Raw genomic sequence first — 16921 nt, 5'->3', positions numbered from 1 at the left:
AACAGCAAATATGGTGCGACCAGCGACCATTCCTCATCACTGACGTCAGACAGATACGACTTGCGGCAAATGCTCATCCAATAACGGATGAATCAAGCCCGCTTCCAAGTCCATAACAGCCTCTAGAGTTTGATCCATCCATATTGAAACCGGCGTCATCCCAGCGAAGGCTGGGATCTCCCGATAGTAGCGCGCAGCAGGAGCCGATGGAGACCCCAGCCTTCGCTGTGGTGACGTTTCCATACAGATGGGTCAAACTCTGGCGACGTTAGGGAAACGATCCCCCGATCAAGTCCGGGGCGAAGCTACCGCCGGCCGGATTTGCGAAGGCCGATCCGCCCTCGCCCCGACCCGACGTACCGCTTCATTCCCGCCGTTCGTTGGCCACCGCGTGCAACTGCTCGATGATCGCCCGGTTCGCCTGATGCCCGGACAGCTCCAGCGCCAGCGAGGTATAGCCCTCGCGGCGCAGCGCCTGCCGGATATGGTTCACCGAAATGAACTCGCCCGATGCGGCCAGTTCGAGCGCGCGGGCCAGTGCCGGGGTGTCGCGGGTCATGGGGGTGTCGCCTGTCCGCTCAGCCGTTCCGCACCCATGGCGTGCGCACGACCTTGCCGGCGATCACCTTCTTGCCGAACGCCTTGCGCATCGTCTCGGCGGCATCGCCGTTCTTCAGGACCACGTGCGTGCCGCCCGAATGCAGCGTCTCGATCGCGCTGATCGACGCACCGTGCTTGCGGCACAGCGCCTCCACATCGGCCTGCGCGATGCTCACGTTCATCGCCCGCGAAGTCGTCACCGCGGTCGTACCGCCCCGTCGCCAATCATCCTGCATGTCGGTCCAGTCATCATCTGAGCAAACGGACCGCCGGGCCACGCGGGAAGGGTCGACCAGCCGGCGCCGGTAGCAGGACCAGCCGGGTTCGACGGGACCATATCGTATATGGGTTGGCGGCGGGCAGCTTAACAGGTGGTGCCGGAGGTAAATGTTGCACGGGCGGAACGAGCCGGGTCACAGGCGCAGCAACGGTTCCATGCGTCTGTGCAGGATGCGGATGACCGCAACGCCATATTCGGCGGGTTTGAAAAGGAGCACATGCTGTCCGGCCGAACGGCCGACTGTCGTCTTTGGCCCACGGCCCGGCCATGGGCAAAGCCCATGGCGTCGGACGGCCGGTCGGGCGCGCCTCGGGCGGCAAGGGGATAGCCTGCGCTATCCCCTTGCCCGGCGCGCCGCTTCCTGCAGATCGGTATCGATCCGCGCGCCCTTCAACAGCTGCACCGGCGCCTTGCGGTACAGGATGAAGTCGTTGAACGGATCGGTTACGATCTTGGTCGCCCACACGATCCCGGTCATCACGTCGCGCTGGATGAACAACTGGATGACCCGGAACAGCAGCCCCCCGACCGCGAACGCCAGCCACAGCAGCGCGAGGTGCCGCAGGAAGCCGACGAAGCCGACATGCGGTTCGAAGATGCCGAAGAACGTTGGGTCGAGCAGCAGCGGGATCGGCGTCGCCGCCCACAGCCCCATGAAGACGACCTTGCGGAACAGGTTGTACCCGACCTTGATCTCTTCCTTGTGTTCGTGCGTCGCCTGGTTCTGATGGTCGTAGGTCTTGGGCTCGAAGAAGAAATGCCCCGATTGTCGCGCGGTCATCGCCACCAGCCAGCCGAGCAGGCTCGCCACCGCCGGGTCGATCCACACCACGACATAGGCGATCAGGAACGTCGTCGCGCTGACGAAATGCAGCGCCTGGTTGATGATGCTGTGATGGTAATAGCGGTGATCGTCCCACCGCTGTTCCTGCAACGCTTCCTTGAATCCGGGCATCGTTCAAGCCTTTGATGAAAGGGTTTTTTTCAGGCGGTCGCGCCCAGCACGGGCGTCGGATGATTGTCCTCGGCGTCCGCCGCGCGGCGAAAGCATACCAGCGAGAAATGGCCGAGCGGGGGCAGCGGCCGGCGCTCGACCAGTTCCGCCTGCGGGTTGCGCGCCGCCCAGTCGCCATAGATCGACCACGGGAAATCGGTGCGCCAGCCCAGCCGACTGGTGATCGGCATCAGCGCGCGCTCGATCTTCGCGCGCACCCCCGCTTCCGCGCCAAGCCGGGTCGCGATGACGATCATGCCGCCGGGGCGCACCACGCGCAGGAATTCGCTCAACGCCCGGTCGGGATGCGGCACCGCCGACACGACATATTGCGCGACCACCACGTCGAACGACGCGTCGTCGAAATCCAGCGCCTCGGCATCGCCGATCGCGATCCGCTCGACATGGGCGAGGTTCAGCCGCCGCACCCGGTCGCGCGCCTTGTCGAGCATCTGGTCGGCGATATCGATCCCGGTGATCCGGCTTTCGGCACGATAATGCGGCAGCGAGATGCCGGTGCCCACGCCTACCTCGAGGATGCGTCCGCCGACCGTCTCGGCCGCGTCGATCGCCGCGCGGCGACCCCGGCGGAACACCGGGCCGAATACCAGGTCGTAAATGGGTGCCCAGCGATCATAGGCGCTCGCCACGCCGACGCGGTTCAGTTCCTGAGCCAATCCGATGGTTTCCTTGTCCAGCGCCGTGTCGGGCTTGTCTGGCGGACCAAGGTGACGCGGTTCGATGACACCGCAATGTCATGCCCGTGGCGGAAAGGTTTCAGTTTGATGAGGGCGGCCGTCACATCCGCGAAATACTATTGTCGCGCGGGGCGGCTAGGGCGGGAACAGCACCGAGGACGGTATTACGATCCGCAATTCCGGAGGGTAACGATGACGACGGCCTTTTTATCCCGGACCGACCCCGAAACATCCCGCAGCGCGACGATGAAGTCGCTGGCGCGCAAGATTCCGGACTGGATCAACGATCCGCAAAGCTATCAGGCGGAAGGTCCGAAGAAGTCGTATCGCACGGTCTTCATCTCGGACGTCCATCTCGGCACCACCGGATGCAGCGCGCCGCAGCTCGTCGACTTCCTCCATTCGTTCGAATGCGAGACGCTGTACCTCGTCGGCGACATCGTCGACGGGTGGCAGATCCGCCGCGGCTGGTACTGGCCGTCCAGCCACAACGACGTCATCCGCTCGATCCTGAAGTTCGCGCGCCGCGGCACCCGCGTTATCTACATCCCCGGCAACCATGACGAGGCGTTCCGCGACTATGTCGGCCTCGAATTCGGCGGGGTGGAGATGGTCGAGGAGGATATCCACGAAACCGCCGACGGCCGCCGCCTGCTGGTGCTGCACGGCGACAAGTTCGACGGCGTGGTGCTCTATGCCAGATGGCTCGCCTTCCTCGGCGACCATGCCTACACCGCGCTGCTCAAGGCCAACCGCGTGTGGAACTTCGCCCGCCGCAAGCTCGGCCTGCCCTATTGGTCGCTGTCGGCCTATGCCAAGCACCGGGTCAAGAACGCGGTGAACTTCATCGGCCGGTTCGAGGAAACGGTCGCCCATGCCGCCGCCGAACACGGCGTCGACGGCGTGGTGTGCGGCCATATCCACACCGCCGAGATCCGCCGCATCGGGGACATCATGTATTACAACGACGGCGACTGGGTGGAGAGCTGCACCGCGCTGGTCGAGGATCATGCCGGCGCCATGTCGCTGATCGACTGGCGTGCCGAGACGTGGGAACGGGAACTGGCGAAGGCGGCGGGCAGGGCCGACGCCCCCGGCCGGGCGGTCGCCACCGCGTGAGGATCGCGATCGTCAGCGATGCGTGGAGTCCGCAGGTCAACGGCGTCGTCCGCACGCTCCAGACGACGATCGGCCGGTTGCAGCAGCGCGGCCATGTGGTCGAAACCTTCACCCCCGACGGTTTCGCCACCCGACCGTGCCCGGGCTATCCCGAGATCCGCCTGGCGCTGGGCTGCGGTCCCGAACTCGGCCGGCGCATCGCCGCCTTCCGACCCGATGCGATCCACATCGCCACCGAAGGGCCGCTCGGCTGGGCGGCGCGGGCGTGGTGCCGGCGACAGGGCGCGCGCTTCACCACGTCGTTCCACACCAATTTCGCCGATTACCTCGCGATGCGCACGCATCTGCCGGCCGGGCTGTTCTGGCCGTTCCTGCGCCGCTTCCATGCCGCGGCCAGCGGGGTGATGACCGTCACCGCCCGCGTCGCCGCGTCGCTGCGCGACCATGGCATCGGCCACACGAAGCGCTGGTCGCGCGGCGTCGACCTGTCGCTGTTCAGGCCCGACGGCGCACGGCTCGACGTCGCGACGCTCCCGCGCCCGATCCTGCTCCATGTCGGCCGCATCGCGGTGGAAAAGAATATCGAGGCGTTCCTGGCACTCGATACGCCGGGCACCAGGCTGCTGGTCGGAGACGGTCCCGCGCGCGCGGAACTCGAACGCCGCTATCCGCTCGCCCGCTTCGTCGGGCTCAAGCAGGGCGCGGGCCTTGCCGCCGCCTATCGCGCCGCCGACGTGCTGGTCTTTCCCAGCCGCACCGACACCTTCGGGCTGGTGATGATCGAGGCGCTGGCGTGCGGCACGCCGGTCGCGGGCTATCCCGTGCCCGGCCCGCTCGACATCGTCGGCACGGACGGCACCGGCGGCGGCGCGGCGCGGATCGGCGCGGTCGACGACGATCTCGCCGCGGCGGTCGCGCTGGCGCTCACCGCTGATCGCGACGCCTGCGTCCGCGCCGGCGCCGCCTATTGCTGGTCGCATTGCACCGACCAGTTCGTCTGCAACCTCGTCGATGCCGGGCTGGCGCGCGCCGACACCGCCGCCTGAACGCTTTTCGTGGAAATGTGACGCTCCTGCCGCTACCGCTCGGCCCGTACAGGATGGGGAATGGTCGATGGCTGGTGGTTTGGTTGCGCTGCTCGACGATATTGCCGCGATCGCGAAGCTCGCCGCGGCGTCGCTCGACGATGTCAGCGCGGCGGCGGGGCGTGCAGGGGCCAAGGCGGCGGGCGTCGTCATCGACGATGCCGCGGTCACCCCGCGCTACGTCACCGGCCTGTCGCCCGCGCGCGAGCTGCCGATCATCGGCAAGATCGCGCTGGGATCGCTCAAGAACAAGCTGCTGCTCCTGCTGCCCGCTGCGCTGCTGCTGAAGTTCTTCGCGCCATGGGCGATCACCCCGATCCTGATGGCGGGCGGCGCGTTCCTGTGCTTCGAGGGCGCCGAAAAGGTCCTCGCCCCGCTGCTCGGCGGGCACGACGCGGCGGAGACGGTCGCCGGCACCGATCCGGCCGAAATGGAACGCACCCAGGTCAGCGGCGCGATCCGCACCGACCTGATCCTGTCGGCCGAGATCATGATTATCGCGCTCAACGAACTGCCCGCGCTGTCGATCTGGATGCAGGGCATCGCGCTGGCGGTGGTCGGCATCGCGATCACCGTGGGCGTTTACGGCGTCGTCGCGCTGATCGTGAAGATGGACGATATCGGCCTCGCGCTCGCCCGCCGCTCCAGCGCCGTCGCGCAGACGGTCGGCCGCGGGCTGGTGAAGGCGATGCCGGTGGTGCTCAAGGCGCTGGCGCTGATCGGCACCGCGGCGATGCTGTGGGTCGGCGGGCAGATCATCCTGCACGGGATGGAGGAATTCGGCCTCGCCGCCCTGCCGCACCTCGTCCACGACACCGCGCACCATGTGGCGCAGGCAGTGCCCGCGCTGGGCGGCGTCCTCGACTGGCTGGTCAACGCCGCGGCCGCCGCGGTGTTCGGTATCGTGATCGGCGGGATCATCGCCGGCGTACTGCACCTCGTTCCTCGCAGGCATTGAGGGCGGGGGGCTACCGATCCCCCCGTGCCAGCCGCTCCTCGGTCGGGGTGAACGCCGATCCCGGCGACGCTGCGACCGCCACGTCGGTTGCGAAATAGGCGACGCCCGTCCCGCGCCGCAGGTCGACCCACAGCCCCGAGCGCAACCCATAGGCATCGCCGGCATGGCCCAGGCGCATCCGCCCGTCGCCGAACGGGTCGTCGCGACATCCGGCGACCGGCGTCGCAAGGAACGTCACCGCCAGGCCATAGCGGCACAGGAACCCCGCCTGCTTCGCCCCCGTCGTCGCATCGCTGCCGGTGTCGCCGTTGCGCCCGTCCCACGTCCAGAGCGGCGTGGTCAGCACCCCGAACGCCCGCGCCGACAATAGCCGCCCGTTCGGGGTCCGTCCCCGGTTCAGCAGCATCCGCCCGATCGCCGCCAGCCCCCGCGCGGAGATGCGCAGGCCCCCCTGCGGCGAGAATATCGCGCCGTTCGTGCCCGCGCGCCACCGCGACAGGTCGCACGACCCGTCGCGCGCCGGCTCGACCGGGCAGGGCGGGGCCAGCCCGCGATGGTCGTCTTTGGTCGGCCTGCCCGCGCGATACTGCACCACCGCCCGCGCCGCGAACGCTGGCGAACAGCTCGCCCAATTGTAGCACGCCTCGATGCCGAGTGGTGCGAACACCAGCCGCTGCATCGCCCGGTCGAACCGCTCGCCGGTCGTCCGCTCGATCACGCTGGCGACCACGGGGAAGTTCAGATTGGCATAGGCGAACCACGTGCCCGGCGCATGGCCCGCATCCCATGCCTTCGCATCGGCCAGCACCGGCGCCAGTTCGCCATCCAGCGGCAGGACGTAATCGACCCCGTCGACGATTCCCGCCCGGTGCGACAACAGCATGCGCAGCGTGATCGGCACAGCGGGATAGCGCGGATGCCGCAGCCGCCAGCCCAGCCGGTCCGACACGTCGGCGTCGAGGTCGATCTGCCCCGCATCGGCCAGCCGCAGCACCGCGATCGCCGTCACCAGCTTGGAGATCGATGCGACGCGCACCGGATCGTCGGCGGTGACGGGGCGGTCGGCGGCGATATCGGCAAGGCCGGTCGCCACGACCGAGGTTTCGCCGCGCCGGTCGAACGCGACCCGCACCTCGGCGACCGGTTGGGTGGCGGCGGTGGCGAGGAGGGCGGCGATCATGGGCATGGGGTTCGCTCCAGTTCCACTCTACCTGCAACTACCCTCTCCCCCGTTCGGTTCGAGCAGCTTTGAGCTTGTCGAGAAGAGGGTCGCTTGGGGCGCCCCCTTCTCGACTATGGTTCTCGACAGGCTCCAAGCAAACGGGTGCAGGTGACGGAGGTCAGAACTTCACATCCGCCTGCACCGTGAACGCCCGCCCGCGCGGATCGGCGACGCGCGGTTCCCATGCGCCGCCGGACCCGGTGTTCGAATCATAGGTGATCGCGAACGGCGGATCGACGTCGAACAGGTTCTTCACCCCCAGCGTGAGCCGCGTCGCGCTGTTGCCGAGGTTCAGGAAGCTGACCGCGAGGTTGTAGGTCACATAGGGCTTCACATATGCGTTGAACCCCGGCCGCGTCACCGTCCCCGCCGCGATGCCGGGCAGCGCCTGGTTCCGGTATCCGTCGCGATACAGCTGGGTCAGCGCGACCGTCACCTGTTCGTTGGTATAGCTCACGAACGCATTGTGCTTCCACTTCAGGCTCAGGTCGCCGGCAAAGCTGAACACGCCGATCAGGCTCCGCCCATAGGGCGAATTCTCGGTCAGCTTCTCGCGCCGCTTGAGCATGTACGTACCGTCGATCCCGGCAAGGAAGCTGCCGCCCAGCCCGTCCACGCCACCACGCGCGGTAAGTTCGAGGCCCTGCGTCCGCCGGGCGCCGGCATTGATCCAGCGCCGGTCGATGATCGTTAGTTCGTTGGTCACCGGGTCGCGCCGGAACCGGTCGGCGAACAGCGCGGCATTGTCGATCAGCTCGCGCTCGGTCAGCAGCTGGATCGTGTCGTCGACGTTGATCGCCCAGAAATCGACCGAGGCGCTGAATTTCGGCGCGGGCTGGAACACCACGCCGGCGCTGAACATCCGCGCGCTTTCCGGTCCCAGATCGGGGTTGCCGCCGGTGTAGATGTTGGGCTGCACCGCGGTACATGCCGGGTTGGTGGTATTGGGCACGCCGCCGGGGCAGCGCACCGGGTCGGCAAGGTCGCGCCCGGCATAGGGCGAATCGGTCAGCCCGTTGAAGATCTGGTTGAAGGTCGGCACGCGGAACCCGGTGCTGAACGACCCGCGGAACATCAGCGGTTCCCACGGACGATACTTTACCGACACCTTGGGATTGGTGCTGGTGCCGAAATCGCCATAATCGTCGACGCGCAGCGCGCCGGTCAGCTCGAACCCGCGGAACAGCGGCAGCAGGATTTCGGTATAGGCCGCCTTCACCTGACGGTTGCGCCGGCGCAGCGCGTTCACATTGTCGAACGCGGCGAGGAAGATCACCGGCGCCGCCGCAGCGGCGGCCTCGGACCCGTTGAAGCTGTAGGTTTCGCTGCGGAAATCGACACCGGCGGCCAGCTGCGCCTTGCCGCCGGGCAGGCGGAACAGCGGGCCGGCGATCGAGTAATCGATCTGCTTCACCTCGTACCGCCCGCCATACAGCGTCGACCCTTCGGCCGACACCGATGCCAGCGCCGCCAGTGCCGCATCGGTCTGGTTGACGGTGAAGGGGTTCAGGATGCCGCTGTTCAGCAGCCCGGCGAGCCCCGGGCCGGCGGCGCCCGGCGCGGTCGGGGCGCTCGGGTCATAGGCGCCGTTGTTCAGCGTACCGCGATAGTAATAGCCGCTGCCGAGCAGCGAGCTGGATTCGCTGCGCGCGTACGACCCGCCGGCACGATAGTCCCAGTCGGTCCAGAGCGGCCCTTCGGCGGCCAGCGTGACGCGCAGCGTCTTCGTATCGGTGGCATATTCGCGCGGGCCGCAGGCGAGGCAGCGCCAGCGGAACGCGATCGGCTTGCCGTAATTGGCGCTGACCGCCGGGAAGGTCGCGGCGATAGCGTTATACACCGCGTTATAGGTCGGTGCGGTCAGGCCGTTGAGGGGATAGGCGACCTGCAGGTTGGTGGTGTTGCCCGACACCTGCGCATTGGAGAACAGCTTTGCCGAACTGGCGTTCGAGCCGGTAACCTCCAGCGAGATCTGGTGGTCGTCCGCCACCCGCGCGACGGCGCGGGCAAGGTAGGTCAGCGTCCTGATCGGCTGCTGGATCACTGCCGCGCGGCCGGTATCCCATGCGCAGGCATAGCGTGCCGACGGGTTGTTCCACAGCGCATCGTCATACGCCATGCCGCCGTCCATCGATTCGCATCCGGCACCGCCGGGCAGGTCGAGCGGGTTGATCCCGCCATTCGCCGCCACCGTGGTACCGGGGATGGTCAGGCCGCCCAGCACCTGCGCGGTGGCCGTGCCGCCCAGCAGCGTGCCGTTCGGAAAGAACAGCGCGGAGCGGTTGAGCGGAAAGGCGGTGGCGATCGGCGTGCCACGGGTGTCGACCGACAGGCCGCGGTCGGGCTGATTGCCGTTCACGAAATCGCGATCCGACCCGCGCAGGATGTTGTTCCAGCGATAGGCGATCGCGCCCATCACGTTGAACCCCTGATCGTCGAGGTCGCCATAGCCGGCGATCGCCGACACGCGATAGATGTTGCCGTCGCCCTGTTCGGTGACGTCGGTCGCGCCCATTGCGCCCACGCCCTGATAATCGGTGCGGGTGATGAAGTTGATGACGCCGCCGATCGCATCGGTGCCGTAGATCGCCGAGGCGCCGTCCTTGAGCACCTCGACCCGTTCGATCGCCGCGAACGGGATCTGGTTCACGTCGACCGCCGCGCCCGACAGGCCGTGCGCCGCGACGCGGCGGCTGTTGAGCAGCACCAGCGTCGCCGCCGATCCCTGCCCGCGCAGGTTGGCCGCCGACAGCCCGTTGGTGCCGCGCTGCGCCCCCGTGGTGACGTCGGCGTTGGAGGCGAGGTTGTCGGCCCCGGTCCCGTTGCTGGTCAGCAGGCTGATGAGCTGTTCGGGGCTGGCGATGGCGTTGCGTTCCAGCTCGGCGTTGCTGATGATCTGCAACGGCAACGAACTGTTGTTCGGATCGCGCTTGATCCGCGATCCCGTCACCAGGATTTCGCCGTCCTCGGCCTTCGACGCCGACGTGGTCTGTACCGCGACGCCGGTCGGGGTCGCTGCCTCCTGCGTCGTCACGCCCTCGCTGACCGTCTGCGCGCCGGCGGTGCCCGCCATCACCGCGGCGAGCAGCGAGCCGCCCATCAGCATCATCGCCCTGCCTGCCCGCATGTCGTCGCCCCCATGTCCGCGCCGCCCCCCGGCGGCTGTCGGCAACAGTAAGCAACAAAAGCGTCATCGAGCGGAAGGGGCGGGCGGGGCGCTTTTCGCCGGGACCGTAGCGTTACGGTAACAGTCACCCAAATTTCATGGCAATGCCATAGCTTGCGGCTATAGCGCGGCGGCCACCGCCAGCAGCGCGGCATCCATCGCCGGGGTCGCCGGACTGCCGTCGGGATGGTCGTTGGCATAGATCGCAAAGGTCAGCGTCTGCCCGCTTGCCGCGGTCATCGTGCCGGCCAGCGCGGATGCGCCGCTCAGGCTGCCGGTCTTGGCGTGCAGCCTGCCCGCCAGCGGGGTGTCGCGGAACCGGCGGGCCAGCGTCCCGTCGACCCCGCCGACCGGCAGCGTAGCGACCCACCGCGCGCCCCAGGGTTGCGCCTGTGCCCAGCGCAGCAGCGTCACCATCGCCCGCGGACTCACCCGGTTATAGGTCGACATGCCCGACCCGTCGGACAGGCTCCACGCGGTGCGCGGCACGCCCGCCGCCTGCATCACGCCCGCCACCTGTTGCAGCCCGTCGGCGATCGATCCGGTGCCGCGCACGCGCCCGATACGGCGCAGCAGCAGTTCGGCGTGCAGGTTCTGGCTGGTCTTGTTGGTGGTCGCGACGTCCTCGACCAGCGGTCCGGGCCGAAGCTGCGCCAACATCGGCGGCGGCGTGCCACCTTCCACGACGCCGCCATCCTCCGCCGCCCGATAGGGACGGTGACGGACCCCCACGGTTCCGGTCACCCGGACGCCCTTCGTCCGCAACACCTTCGCCAACGTCCACGCCGCGAAATGCGCCGCATCCTCCACCCCGACCCGCACTGTCGTCGCCCCGCCCGGCTTCACCGTCCCCGACAGCCGCAACAGGTCGCTGCCCGGCATCCGGTCGAAGCCGACGTCGCTGGCCGCACCCACCCGCACCCGGTTGTCGATCCGGTAGTAATCCGAACCGCTGACGACCGCCCGGCCGCCCTCGGCAGTCACCGTCAGCGCCACTTCGTTGTCGTCCAGCGTCAGCGCGGACGTGGCGGTGCCATAGCGCCCGGCCATGTTGTTCCACCCCATGCCCGGCGACCAGCGCTGGTCGGGAAAGCGGCTGTCGTCGCCGATCACGTCGCCCACCACCCGCGTCCGCGCCGCGACCGCATCGGCCAGCGTCGACAGGCAATCGACCCGGCAATCGGCGGCGCTCGACAGCCGCGCGTCGCCCGCCCCCACCAGCACCACGTCGTTCCCCTCGATCCGCACGCCCGTCCCGGCATCGTCCGGCCCATCGACCGGCAGCGTGGCAAAGGCCGCCAGCGTCGTGAAGATCTTGGTATTGGACGCAGGGACGTAGCGGCCGTCAGGGTCGATCGCCACCCGTTCGACCCCCGCAGCGTCGCTGACCACCAGCCCGAAACGCGTGCCCGGCGGCGCCTTCGCCAACGCCGCGCGGACCGTCGCCTCGATGCCCGGGTCGGGCGCGGCCGCCGTCAACATCATCCCCGCCACGCCGATGAAGATCGTCGATATCCTGTGCATGGGCTGCATCCTAGAGCGCGCCGAACGCCGCGCAACCGGTTGGACCGGCACGGTATAGCCGATACACATGGACCCATGCTCCATCGTCTCCTGCTCGCGCTGATGCCCCTGCTGCTGGTCGCGGCCGACCGGCCGACGCCGCCGGGCGACGCGCTGCTGATCCGCGGCGCGCGGGTGTTCGACGGCACCGGCGCGGCGGCGGTGGCGGGCGACGTGCTGGTCGAGGGGGGAAGGATCACGGCGATGGGCCGGCACCTGTCGCGGACGCGCGGTGCGCGAGTGGTCGATGCGCGCGGGCTGACGCTGCTGCCCGGACTGCACGACCTGCACACCCATCTGCGCGCGTCGGGCTATGGCAGTCCCGACGATTTGGGCAAGGCATGGGCCGCGCACCTCGCCAACGGCATCACCAGCGCGAATGATTTTTCGGTGTCGGGCGAGATGCTGGGTCCGATCCGCGCCATCGCCGCCGACGGCACGACCGCGACACCGCGGCTGAACCTCGCCATCCGGCTGGGCGTGCCGGGGGGCCACGGCACCGAATATGGCTGGGGCAGTTCGTTCACGCTGACCGCGACGACGCCGCGTGCGGCGCATGTCGCGATGCGGACCGCGCTGGCGTATCGGCCCGACGTCATCAAGGTGTTCGCCGATGGCTGGCGCTATGGCCGCTCGCCCGACCTCGCCAGCATGAACGTGCCCACGCTGGCGGCGATCGTCGAAGATGCCCATGCCGCCGGCCTGCCGGTCATCACCCACACGGTGACGCTGGCCGGCGCGAAGATCGCCGCCGCCGCCGGGGTCGATGCGCTGGGCCACGGCATCGGCGACGCGCCGGTCGATGCCGAACTGATCGCGCTGATGCGGGCGAGGAACGTCGCCTATGTGCCCACCCTGGTGGTGTACGAGCCGCAGCAGGACCGGACGTTCCTGCCGCGCGAATGGCAGCAGCTGGCGGCCCCCGAACGCGCGGGCGAGGCGGCGCGGATGGCGCGGCCGGTCGAGGCGATCCCCGACCTCGAATCGAAACGCTGGGCGATCCTGCGGGCCAATGTCCGCGCGCTGCACGCCGCGGGCATCCGCATCGGCGTCGGCACCGATGCCGGGATCGGCGGCGTCTATCACGGGTCGAGCGCGGTGCGCGAGACGCGGCTGCTCGCCCGGCTGGGGCTGACGCCGGCGCAGGCGCTGGTCGCGGCGACCGGCGGGGCGGCGGATATCCTGCGTCAGCGCGACCATGGCCGGATCGCGATCGGCCAGCGTGCCGACCTGATCCTCGTCGGCGGGCGGCCCGATGTGGCGATCGACGACCTGCACGACGTGCGCCGGGTGTTCGTCGGCGGGCGCGAGATGCCGCTGGCGGCGCTGCGCCGACGGATCGACGATCCCGCGCCGACGACGATGCCGGTTCACGCGATGCTGGGGCCGATCGATACCGGCGTGCGCGGCGACGGGCGCACCGACCTCGACACGCTGCCGGTCGAGAGTACCGAACCGGGGACCGATCACAGCCGGCTCGACATCGTCCGTCCCGATGCGCCGCACGACCCGCGGCTGTTCGCCGTCGCACGATTGGGCGCGGCGGACCGACCGTTCGCCGCGCTGGTGCTGCCGCTGACGAAGGGGGCGATCGCCCTTGCCGATGCGCGCGGCTTCACCGGCCTCGCGTTCGAGGCGCGCGGGGCGGGACGCTATGTCGTGGCATTCGACGTCCATGGCGCACGATCACGCTTCCGCGCGCCGTTCGAGGCGAGCGGGGAACGGCGCGAGATCCGGCTGCCGTTCAGCGCCTTTGCCGATGGCGACACGCCGCTCGACCTCGCCCGGCTGCGCAGCGTCAGTATGCGGTTGAGCGGCGAGCCCGGCGGGCGGGCGTGGCTCGAACTGGCGAAGGTCCGCTTCTACCGCTGAACGCTGCGCGCGGCGGCCAACGCGAACGCCAGCACGACCGCGAACGACAGGCAGGGGACCAGCATCGCCATCTGGATCGACACCGGCCCGTGGCTGAGCCACCCCATCGCCGGCGGGAACACCGCCCCGCCGATCACCGCCATGACGATCAGCGGCGCGCCCAGCGGCGCGCGGGTGCCCAAGTCGCGGACGCCGAGCGAGAAGATGGTCGGAAACATGATCGACATGAAGAAGCCGGTCAGCAGCAACGCCCCGATCGCCACCATGCCGCTGCCCAGCGCGGCGACCAGCATCAGCGCGATGTTGGCGACCGCGAAACCGGCCAGCAGGCGGGTGGCGGCGATGCGGTGCATCAGCGCCGTGCCGACGAGGCGGCCGACCAGGAACAGCGCGAGGCTGATCGACAGCAGATACGCCGCCTCCCGCTCGGGCGTGGCGGGGCTGAGCGTCTTCACGAAGTCGACGAAGAAGCTCCACACCCCGACCTGTGCGCCGACATAGAAGAATTGTGCAACCACCGCCCAGCGCAGCAGCCGGACGCCGAGGACCGAGCGCAGCCCGCCCAGCGTATCGCCGCCGGTTTCGCGCGGCACTTCGGGCAGGCGGACGACGGCGATGGCGAGCGCGATCAGCACCACGATGCCGGCCAGCACCAGATAGGGCAGCTGCACCATCTGCGCCTCGGTCGCGCGATAGGCGTCGAGCGCGGCGGGGGCCATGGCGTCGAGCGCCGCGCGATCGTGCTCGACGCCGGAGAAGATGAACCTCGCGCCGATCACCGGGGCGATCGCGCCGCCAAGGCCGTTGAACGCCTGCGCGAGGTTCAGTCGCTGTTCGGCGCGGGCGGGATCGCCGAACGCGACGATATAGGGGTTGGCGGCGGTTTCGAGGAACGCCGCGCCCGATGCCAGGACGAACAGCGCGCCGAGGAACGCGGCATATTCGCGCACTTCGGCTGCCGGATAGAAGAGCAGCGCGCCGACCGCGTAGAAGCCGAGGCCCGCGAGGATGCCGGCGCGGTAGCCGAAGCGGCGCAGCACCAGCCCCGCCGGCAGCGCCATGACGAAATAGCCGATATAGAAGACGAACTGGATGAACCCGGCCTGCGCTCGGTTGAGGTCGAGCGCCTTCTGAAACTGGCGGATCAGGATGTCGTTGAAGTTGTTGGCGACCGCCCAGAGGAAGAACAGGCTGACCACCACCGCGAAGCCGGTGGCGTAGCCCGGCGTGATGAAGCGGCGCGCGGCGGCGACGGGCGCGGAGCCCTGCGGGGTGGCGGGCGGCATCATGGGTGGTCGCTCAGGCGAAAGATCGGGGCCATCGGCGTCCAGCGGCTGCCGTCGGGCGCGGCGGGCAGCGCGCGCTGGAAGGTGCCCATCCGCGCCTCCCATTCGGCGACCTGCGGGTCGGCGGCGTCGGCATCGGCCTTTGCCGCCGGGTCGAAGCCGGGCGTGACCGCCATCGTCATCACCAGCCGGGTGCCGGTGCGGAAGATTTCCATTTCCGTGACTCCCGAGGCGCGGATCGCGGCCACCACCGGGGCGGGGACGTTGCCGGGGACGTGCCAGCGTTCATATTCGGCGATCGCCGCCGCGTCGTCGATCAGGTCGAGGGTCAGGACGCGGATCATGCGTTCGACCAGCCACCGTCGATCACATGGACCGCGCCGGTGGTGTACGAGGATGCATCGGAGGCGAGGTACAGCGCCAGCTCGGCGATCTCCTCCGCCCGGCCGAGGCGACTCATCGGCTGGCGCGCGGTGAAGGCGGCGCGGGCGGCATCGGCATCGCCGGTCGCGGCCATGCGGTCCTCCAGCGAGGGCGACTGCACGGTGCCGGGGCAGATCGCGTTGCAACGTATGCCCTGTCCGACAAAATCGAGCGCGACCGACTTGGTCAGGCCGATCACCGCCGCCTTGGACGCGGTATAGACGAAGCGGTTGGGGACCGCGATCACATGGCTGGCGACCGACGACATGTTGACGATCGACCCGCCGCCCGCGTCAATCATCGCCGGCAGCAGCGCGCGGATCAGGCGATATTGCGCGCGGACGTTCAGGTCGAAGCTGAAGTCCCAGTCGGCTTCCCCCGTCGTCAGGATCGTGCCGGCATGGACATAGCCCGCGCAGTTGAACAGCACGTCGACCGCCCCGATCCGCGCCGCGAAATCGGTGATCGCCCGCGGATCGAGCAGATCGACGACATGCGGCTCGCAGCCCGTCAGCGTGGCGAGCGCGTCGGCGTTGATGTCGAGCGCGAGGACGCGCGCCCCTTCGCGGGCGAACAGTTCGGCGGCGGCGCGGCCGATGCCTTGGGCCGCGGCGGTGACGATGGCGGTTTTACCGGACAGGCGGATCATGCGGTCTCCGTGAGAACAGGGGCGTCGGCGCGGATCAGGCCGGCGTCGATCAGATCGTGCCACAGCGCGTGGGGAATGGGCAGCGTGGCGAGCGTCACCGCCTGCGCCACTTCGGACGCATCGGCCATGCCGGGGATCACCGCCGACACCGCCGGGTGCGCCATGGGGAATTGCAGCGCCGCCGCCGCCATCGGCACGCCGTGGCGGGCACATAGCGCGGCGATCGCATCGACCCGCCGCGCGATGTCGGCCGGCGGCGTTTCGTAATTATAGCGCGCGTCCGGTCCGGTGCCGGAGGCGAGGATGCCCGAATTATACGGTCCGCCGACGATCACCGCGACCCCCAGCGCGGCACAGCGCGGCAGCAGCGTGTCGAGCGCCGCCTGTTCGAGCAGCGTATAGCGTCCGGCCAGCAGGATCGTGTCGAGTTCGACTTGGGTAAGCAGTTCCTCGCACACCGCGATCTCGTTGACGCCGATGCCGATCGCCCCGACCGCGCCGGCGTCGCGCAGTTCGCGCATCGCCGGATAGCCGCCGTCGAGGAAGGTCGCCATCTGCGCCCGGTGGTCGGCGCCGTGCGTCATCACGCCCAGGTCATGGGCGAGCAGCAGGTCGATCCGGTCGCGGCGCAGCCGACCGCGGCTGGCGTCGAACGACCGGAGAATGCCGTCGCGCGAATAGTCGAACGTGCTCTCGACCGGTTCGGGCGACACGAACCCCTGTCGCTCGACGGCAAGGTCGCGGTCGGGAACCGGGCGCAGGACGCGGCCGACCTTGGTCGAGACGATCGCGCTGCCGCCGGGATCGAGATCGGCCAGCGCATCGCCCAGCCGCCGTTCGGACAGGCCGAAGCCGTAATGCGGGGCGGTGTCGAAGCGGCGGATGCCCCGTTCCCATGCGGCGTCGATCGTCGCGCGGGCGGCATCATCGCCGACCGGCCGATACAGATTCCCGATCGCGGCCCCGCCAAAACCCAGTTCGGCGGGTGCCTGCCTATGCGTCATCG

At 69.1% G+C, this 16921-nt stretch carries 15 protein-coding genes; 4 read left to right on the top strand and 11 right to left on the bottom strand.

Features of this window, described 5'->3' with window-relative positions; translation table 11 throughout:
- Positions 1 to 364: 364 nt before the first annotated feature.
- From QLH51_RS15840 to QLH51_RS15825, 4 genes are all read right to left on the bottom strand, one after another.
- The gene (locus tag QLH51_RS15840; RefSeq protein ID WP_125655098.1) at positions 365 to 559 is read right to left on the bottom strand and encodes a hypothetical protein; all 195 of its coding nucleotides are present in this window, start codon (positions 557 to 559) and stop codon (positions 365 to 367) included.
- A gap of 19 nt (positions 560 to 578) precedes the next feature.
- Positions 579 to 782, bottom strand: a complete 204-nt coding sequence (locus QLH51_RS15835; RefSeq protein ID WP_206428841.1) for a hypothetical protein — start codon at positions 780 to 782, stop codon at positions 579 to 581.
- 432 nt (positions 783 to 1214) lie between these two features.
- Complete coding sequence (locus QLH51_RS15830; protein WP_125655100.1) at positions 1215 to 1835, bottom strand: hypothetical protein; 621 nt, start codon at positions 1833 to 1835, stop codon at positions 1215 to 1217.
- A gap of 29 nt (positions 1836 to 1864) precedes the next feature.
- Complete coding sequence (locus QLH51_RS15825) at positions 1865 to 2551, bottom strand: class I SAM-dependent methyltransferase (RefSeq protein ID WP_125655102.1); 687 nt, start codon at positions 2549 to 2551, stop codon at positions 1865 to 1867.
- A 267-nt stretch (positions 2552 to 2818) separates the two neighbouring features.
- On the opposite strand from QLH51_RS15825, the gene QLH51_RS15820 reads away from it, so the two are divergent.
- The 3 genes from QLH51_RS15820 (at position 2819) to QLH51_RS15810 (ending at position 5734) form a co-directional block, all read left to right on the top strand.
- A complete protein-coding gene (locus QLH51_RS15820) occupies positions 2819 to 3691 on the top strand; it encodes a UDP-2,3-diacylglucosamine diphosphatase (RefSeq protein WP_125655104.1) in 873 nt (290 codons plus the stop codon).
- Entirely contained in the window at positions 3688 to 4737 is a 1050-nt protein-coding gene (locus QLH51_RS15815) for a glycosyltransferase family 4 protein (protein ID WP_125655106.1), read from the top strand. The genes QLH51_RS15820 and QLH51_RS15815 overlap by 4 nt, the downstream gene beginning before the upstream one ends.
- Positions 4738 to 4804: 67 nt before the next feature.
- A complete protein-coding gene (locus QLH51_RS15810; RefSeq protein WP_125655108.1) occupies positions 4805 to 5734 on the top strand; it encodes a DUF808 domain-containing protein in 930 nt (309 codons plus the stop codon).
- 10 nt (positions 5735 to 5744) lie between these two features.
- Here QLH51_RS15810 and QLH51_RS15805 read toward each other — a convergent pair whose 3' ends face one another.
- From QLH51_RS15805 to dacB, 3 genes are all read right to left on the bottom strand, one after another.
- Positions 5745 to 6914, bottom strand: coding sequence for a serine hydrolase domain-containing protein (locus QLH51_RS15805; protein WP_206428843.1), 1170 nt, complete (start codon positions 6912 to 6914; stop codon positions 5745 to 5747).
- 160 nt (positions 6915 to 7074) lie between these two features.
- Positions 7075 to 10083, bottom strand: coding sequence for a TonB-dependent receptor plug domain-containing protein (locus tag QLH51_RS15800; protein WP_125655112.1), 3009 nt, complete (start codon positions 10081 to 10083; stop codon positions 7075 to 7077).
- 159 nt (positions 10084 to 10242) lie between these two features.
- Positions 10243 to 11646 carry a D-alanyl-D-alanine carboxypeptidase/D-alanyl-D-alanine endopeptidase gene (gene dacB / locus QLH51_RS15795; RefSeq protein ID WP_206428844.1) on the bottom strand — a complete coding sequence of 468 codons (1404 nt, stop codon included), beginning with the start codon at positions 11644 to 11646 and terminating at the stop codon, positions 10243 to 10245.
- A gap of 75 nt (positions 11647 to 11721) precedes the next feature.
- Between dacB and QLH51_RS15790 the strand changes: the two genes are divergently transcribed.
- The gene (locus QLH51_RS15790; protein ID WP_125655114.1) at positions 11722 to 13557 is read left to right on the top strand and encodes an amidohydrolase family protein; all 1836 of its coding nucleotides are present in this window, start codon (positions 11722 to 11724) and stop codon (positions 13555 to 13557) included.
- On the opposite strand, the gene fucP is transcribed toward QLH51_RS15790, so the two are convergent.
- Genes fucP through QLH51_RS15770 form a run of 4 tightly spaced genes read right to left on the bottom strand, consistent with a single transcriptional unit; the run spans position 13548 to position 16919 of the window.
- Positions 13548 to 14846 carry an L-fucose:H+ symporter permease gene (fucP, locus tag QLH51_RS15785; protein WP_206428845.1) on the bottom strand — a complete coding sequence of 433 codons (1299 nt, stop codon included), beginning with the start codon at positions 14844 to 14846 and terminating at the stop codon, positions 13548 to 13550. The two genes, QLH51_RS15790 and fucP, sit on opposite strands and share 10 nt — an antisense overlap.
- On the bottom strand, positions 14843 to 15187 hold the full coding sequence (locus QLH51_RS15780; RefSeq protein WP_125655116.1) for an L-rhamnose mutarotase: 345 nt from the start codon (positions 15185 to 15187) through the stop codon (positions 14843 to 14845). Before QLH51_RS15780 ends, fucP begins: the two co-directional genes overlap by 4 nt.
- Positions 15184 to 15915, bottom strand: coding sequence for an SDR family oxidoreductase (locus tag QLH51_RS15775; protein ID WP_125655118.1), 732 nt, complete (start codon positions 15913 to 15915; stop codon positions 15184 to 15186). The genes QLH51_RS15780 and QLH51_RS15775 overlap by 4 nt, the downstream gene beginning before the upstream one ends.
- Complete coding sequence (locus QLH51_RS15770; RefSeq protein WP_125655120.1) at positions 15912 to 16919, bottom strand: aldo/keto reductase; 1008 nt, start codon at positions 16917 to 16919, stop codon at positions 15912 to 15914. The genes QLH51_RS15775 and QLH51_RS15770 overlap by 4 nt, the downstream gene beginning before the upstream one ends.
- Between the last annotated feature and the right edge of the window lie 2 nt (positions 16920 to 16921).

This window comes from Sphingomonas sp. 2R-10 (assembly GCF_030062225.1).
Taxonomy (GTDB): Bacteria; Pseudomonadota; Alphaproteobacteria; order Sphingomonadales; family Sphingomonadaceae; genus Sphingomonas.
Note: the sequence above shows the minus strand (reverse complement) of the source record. Positions and strands in the feature narration are given on the sequence as shown.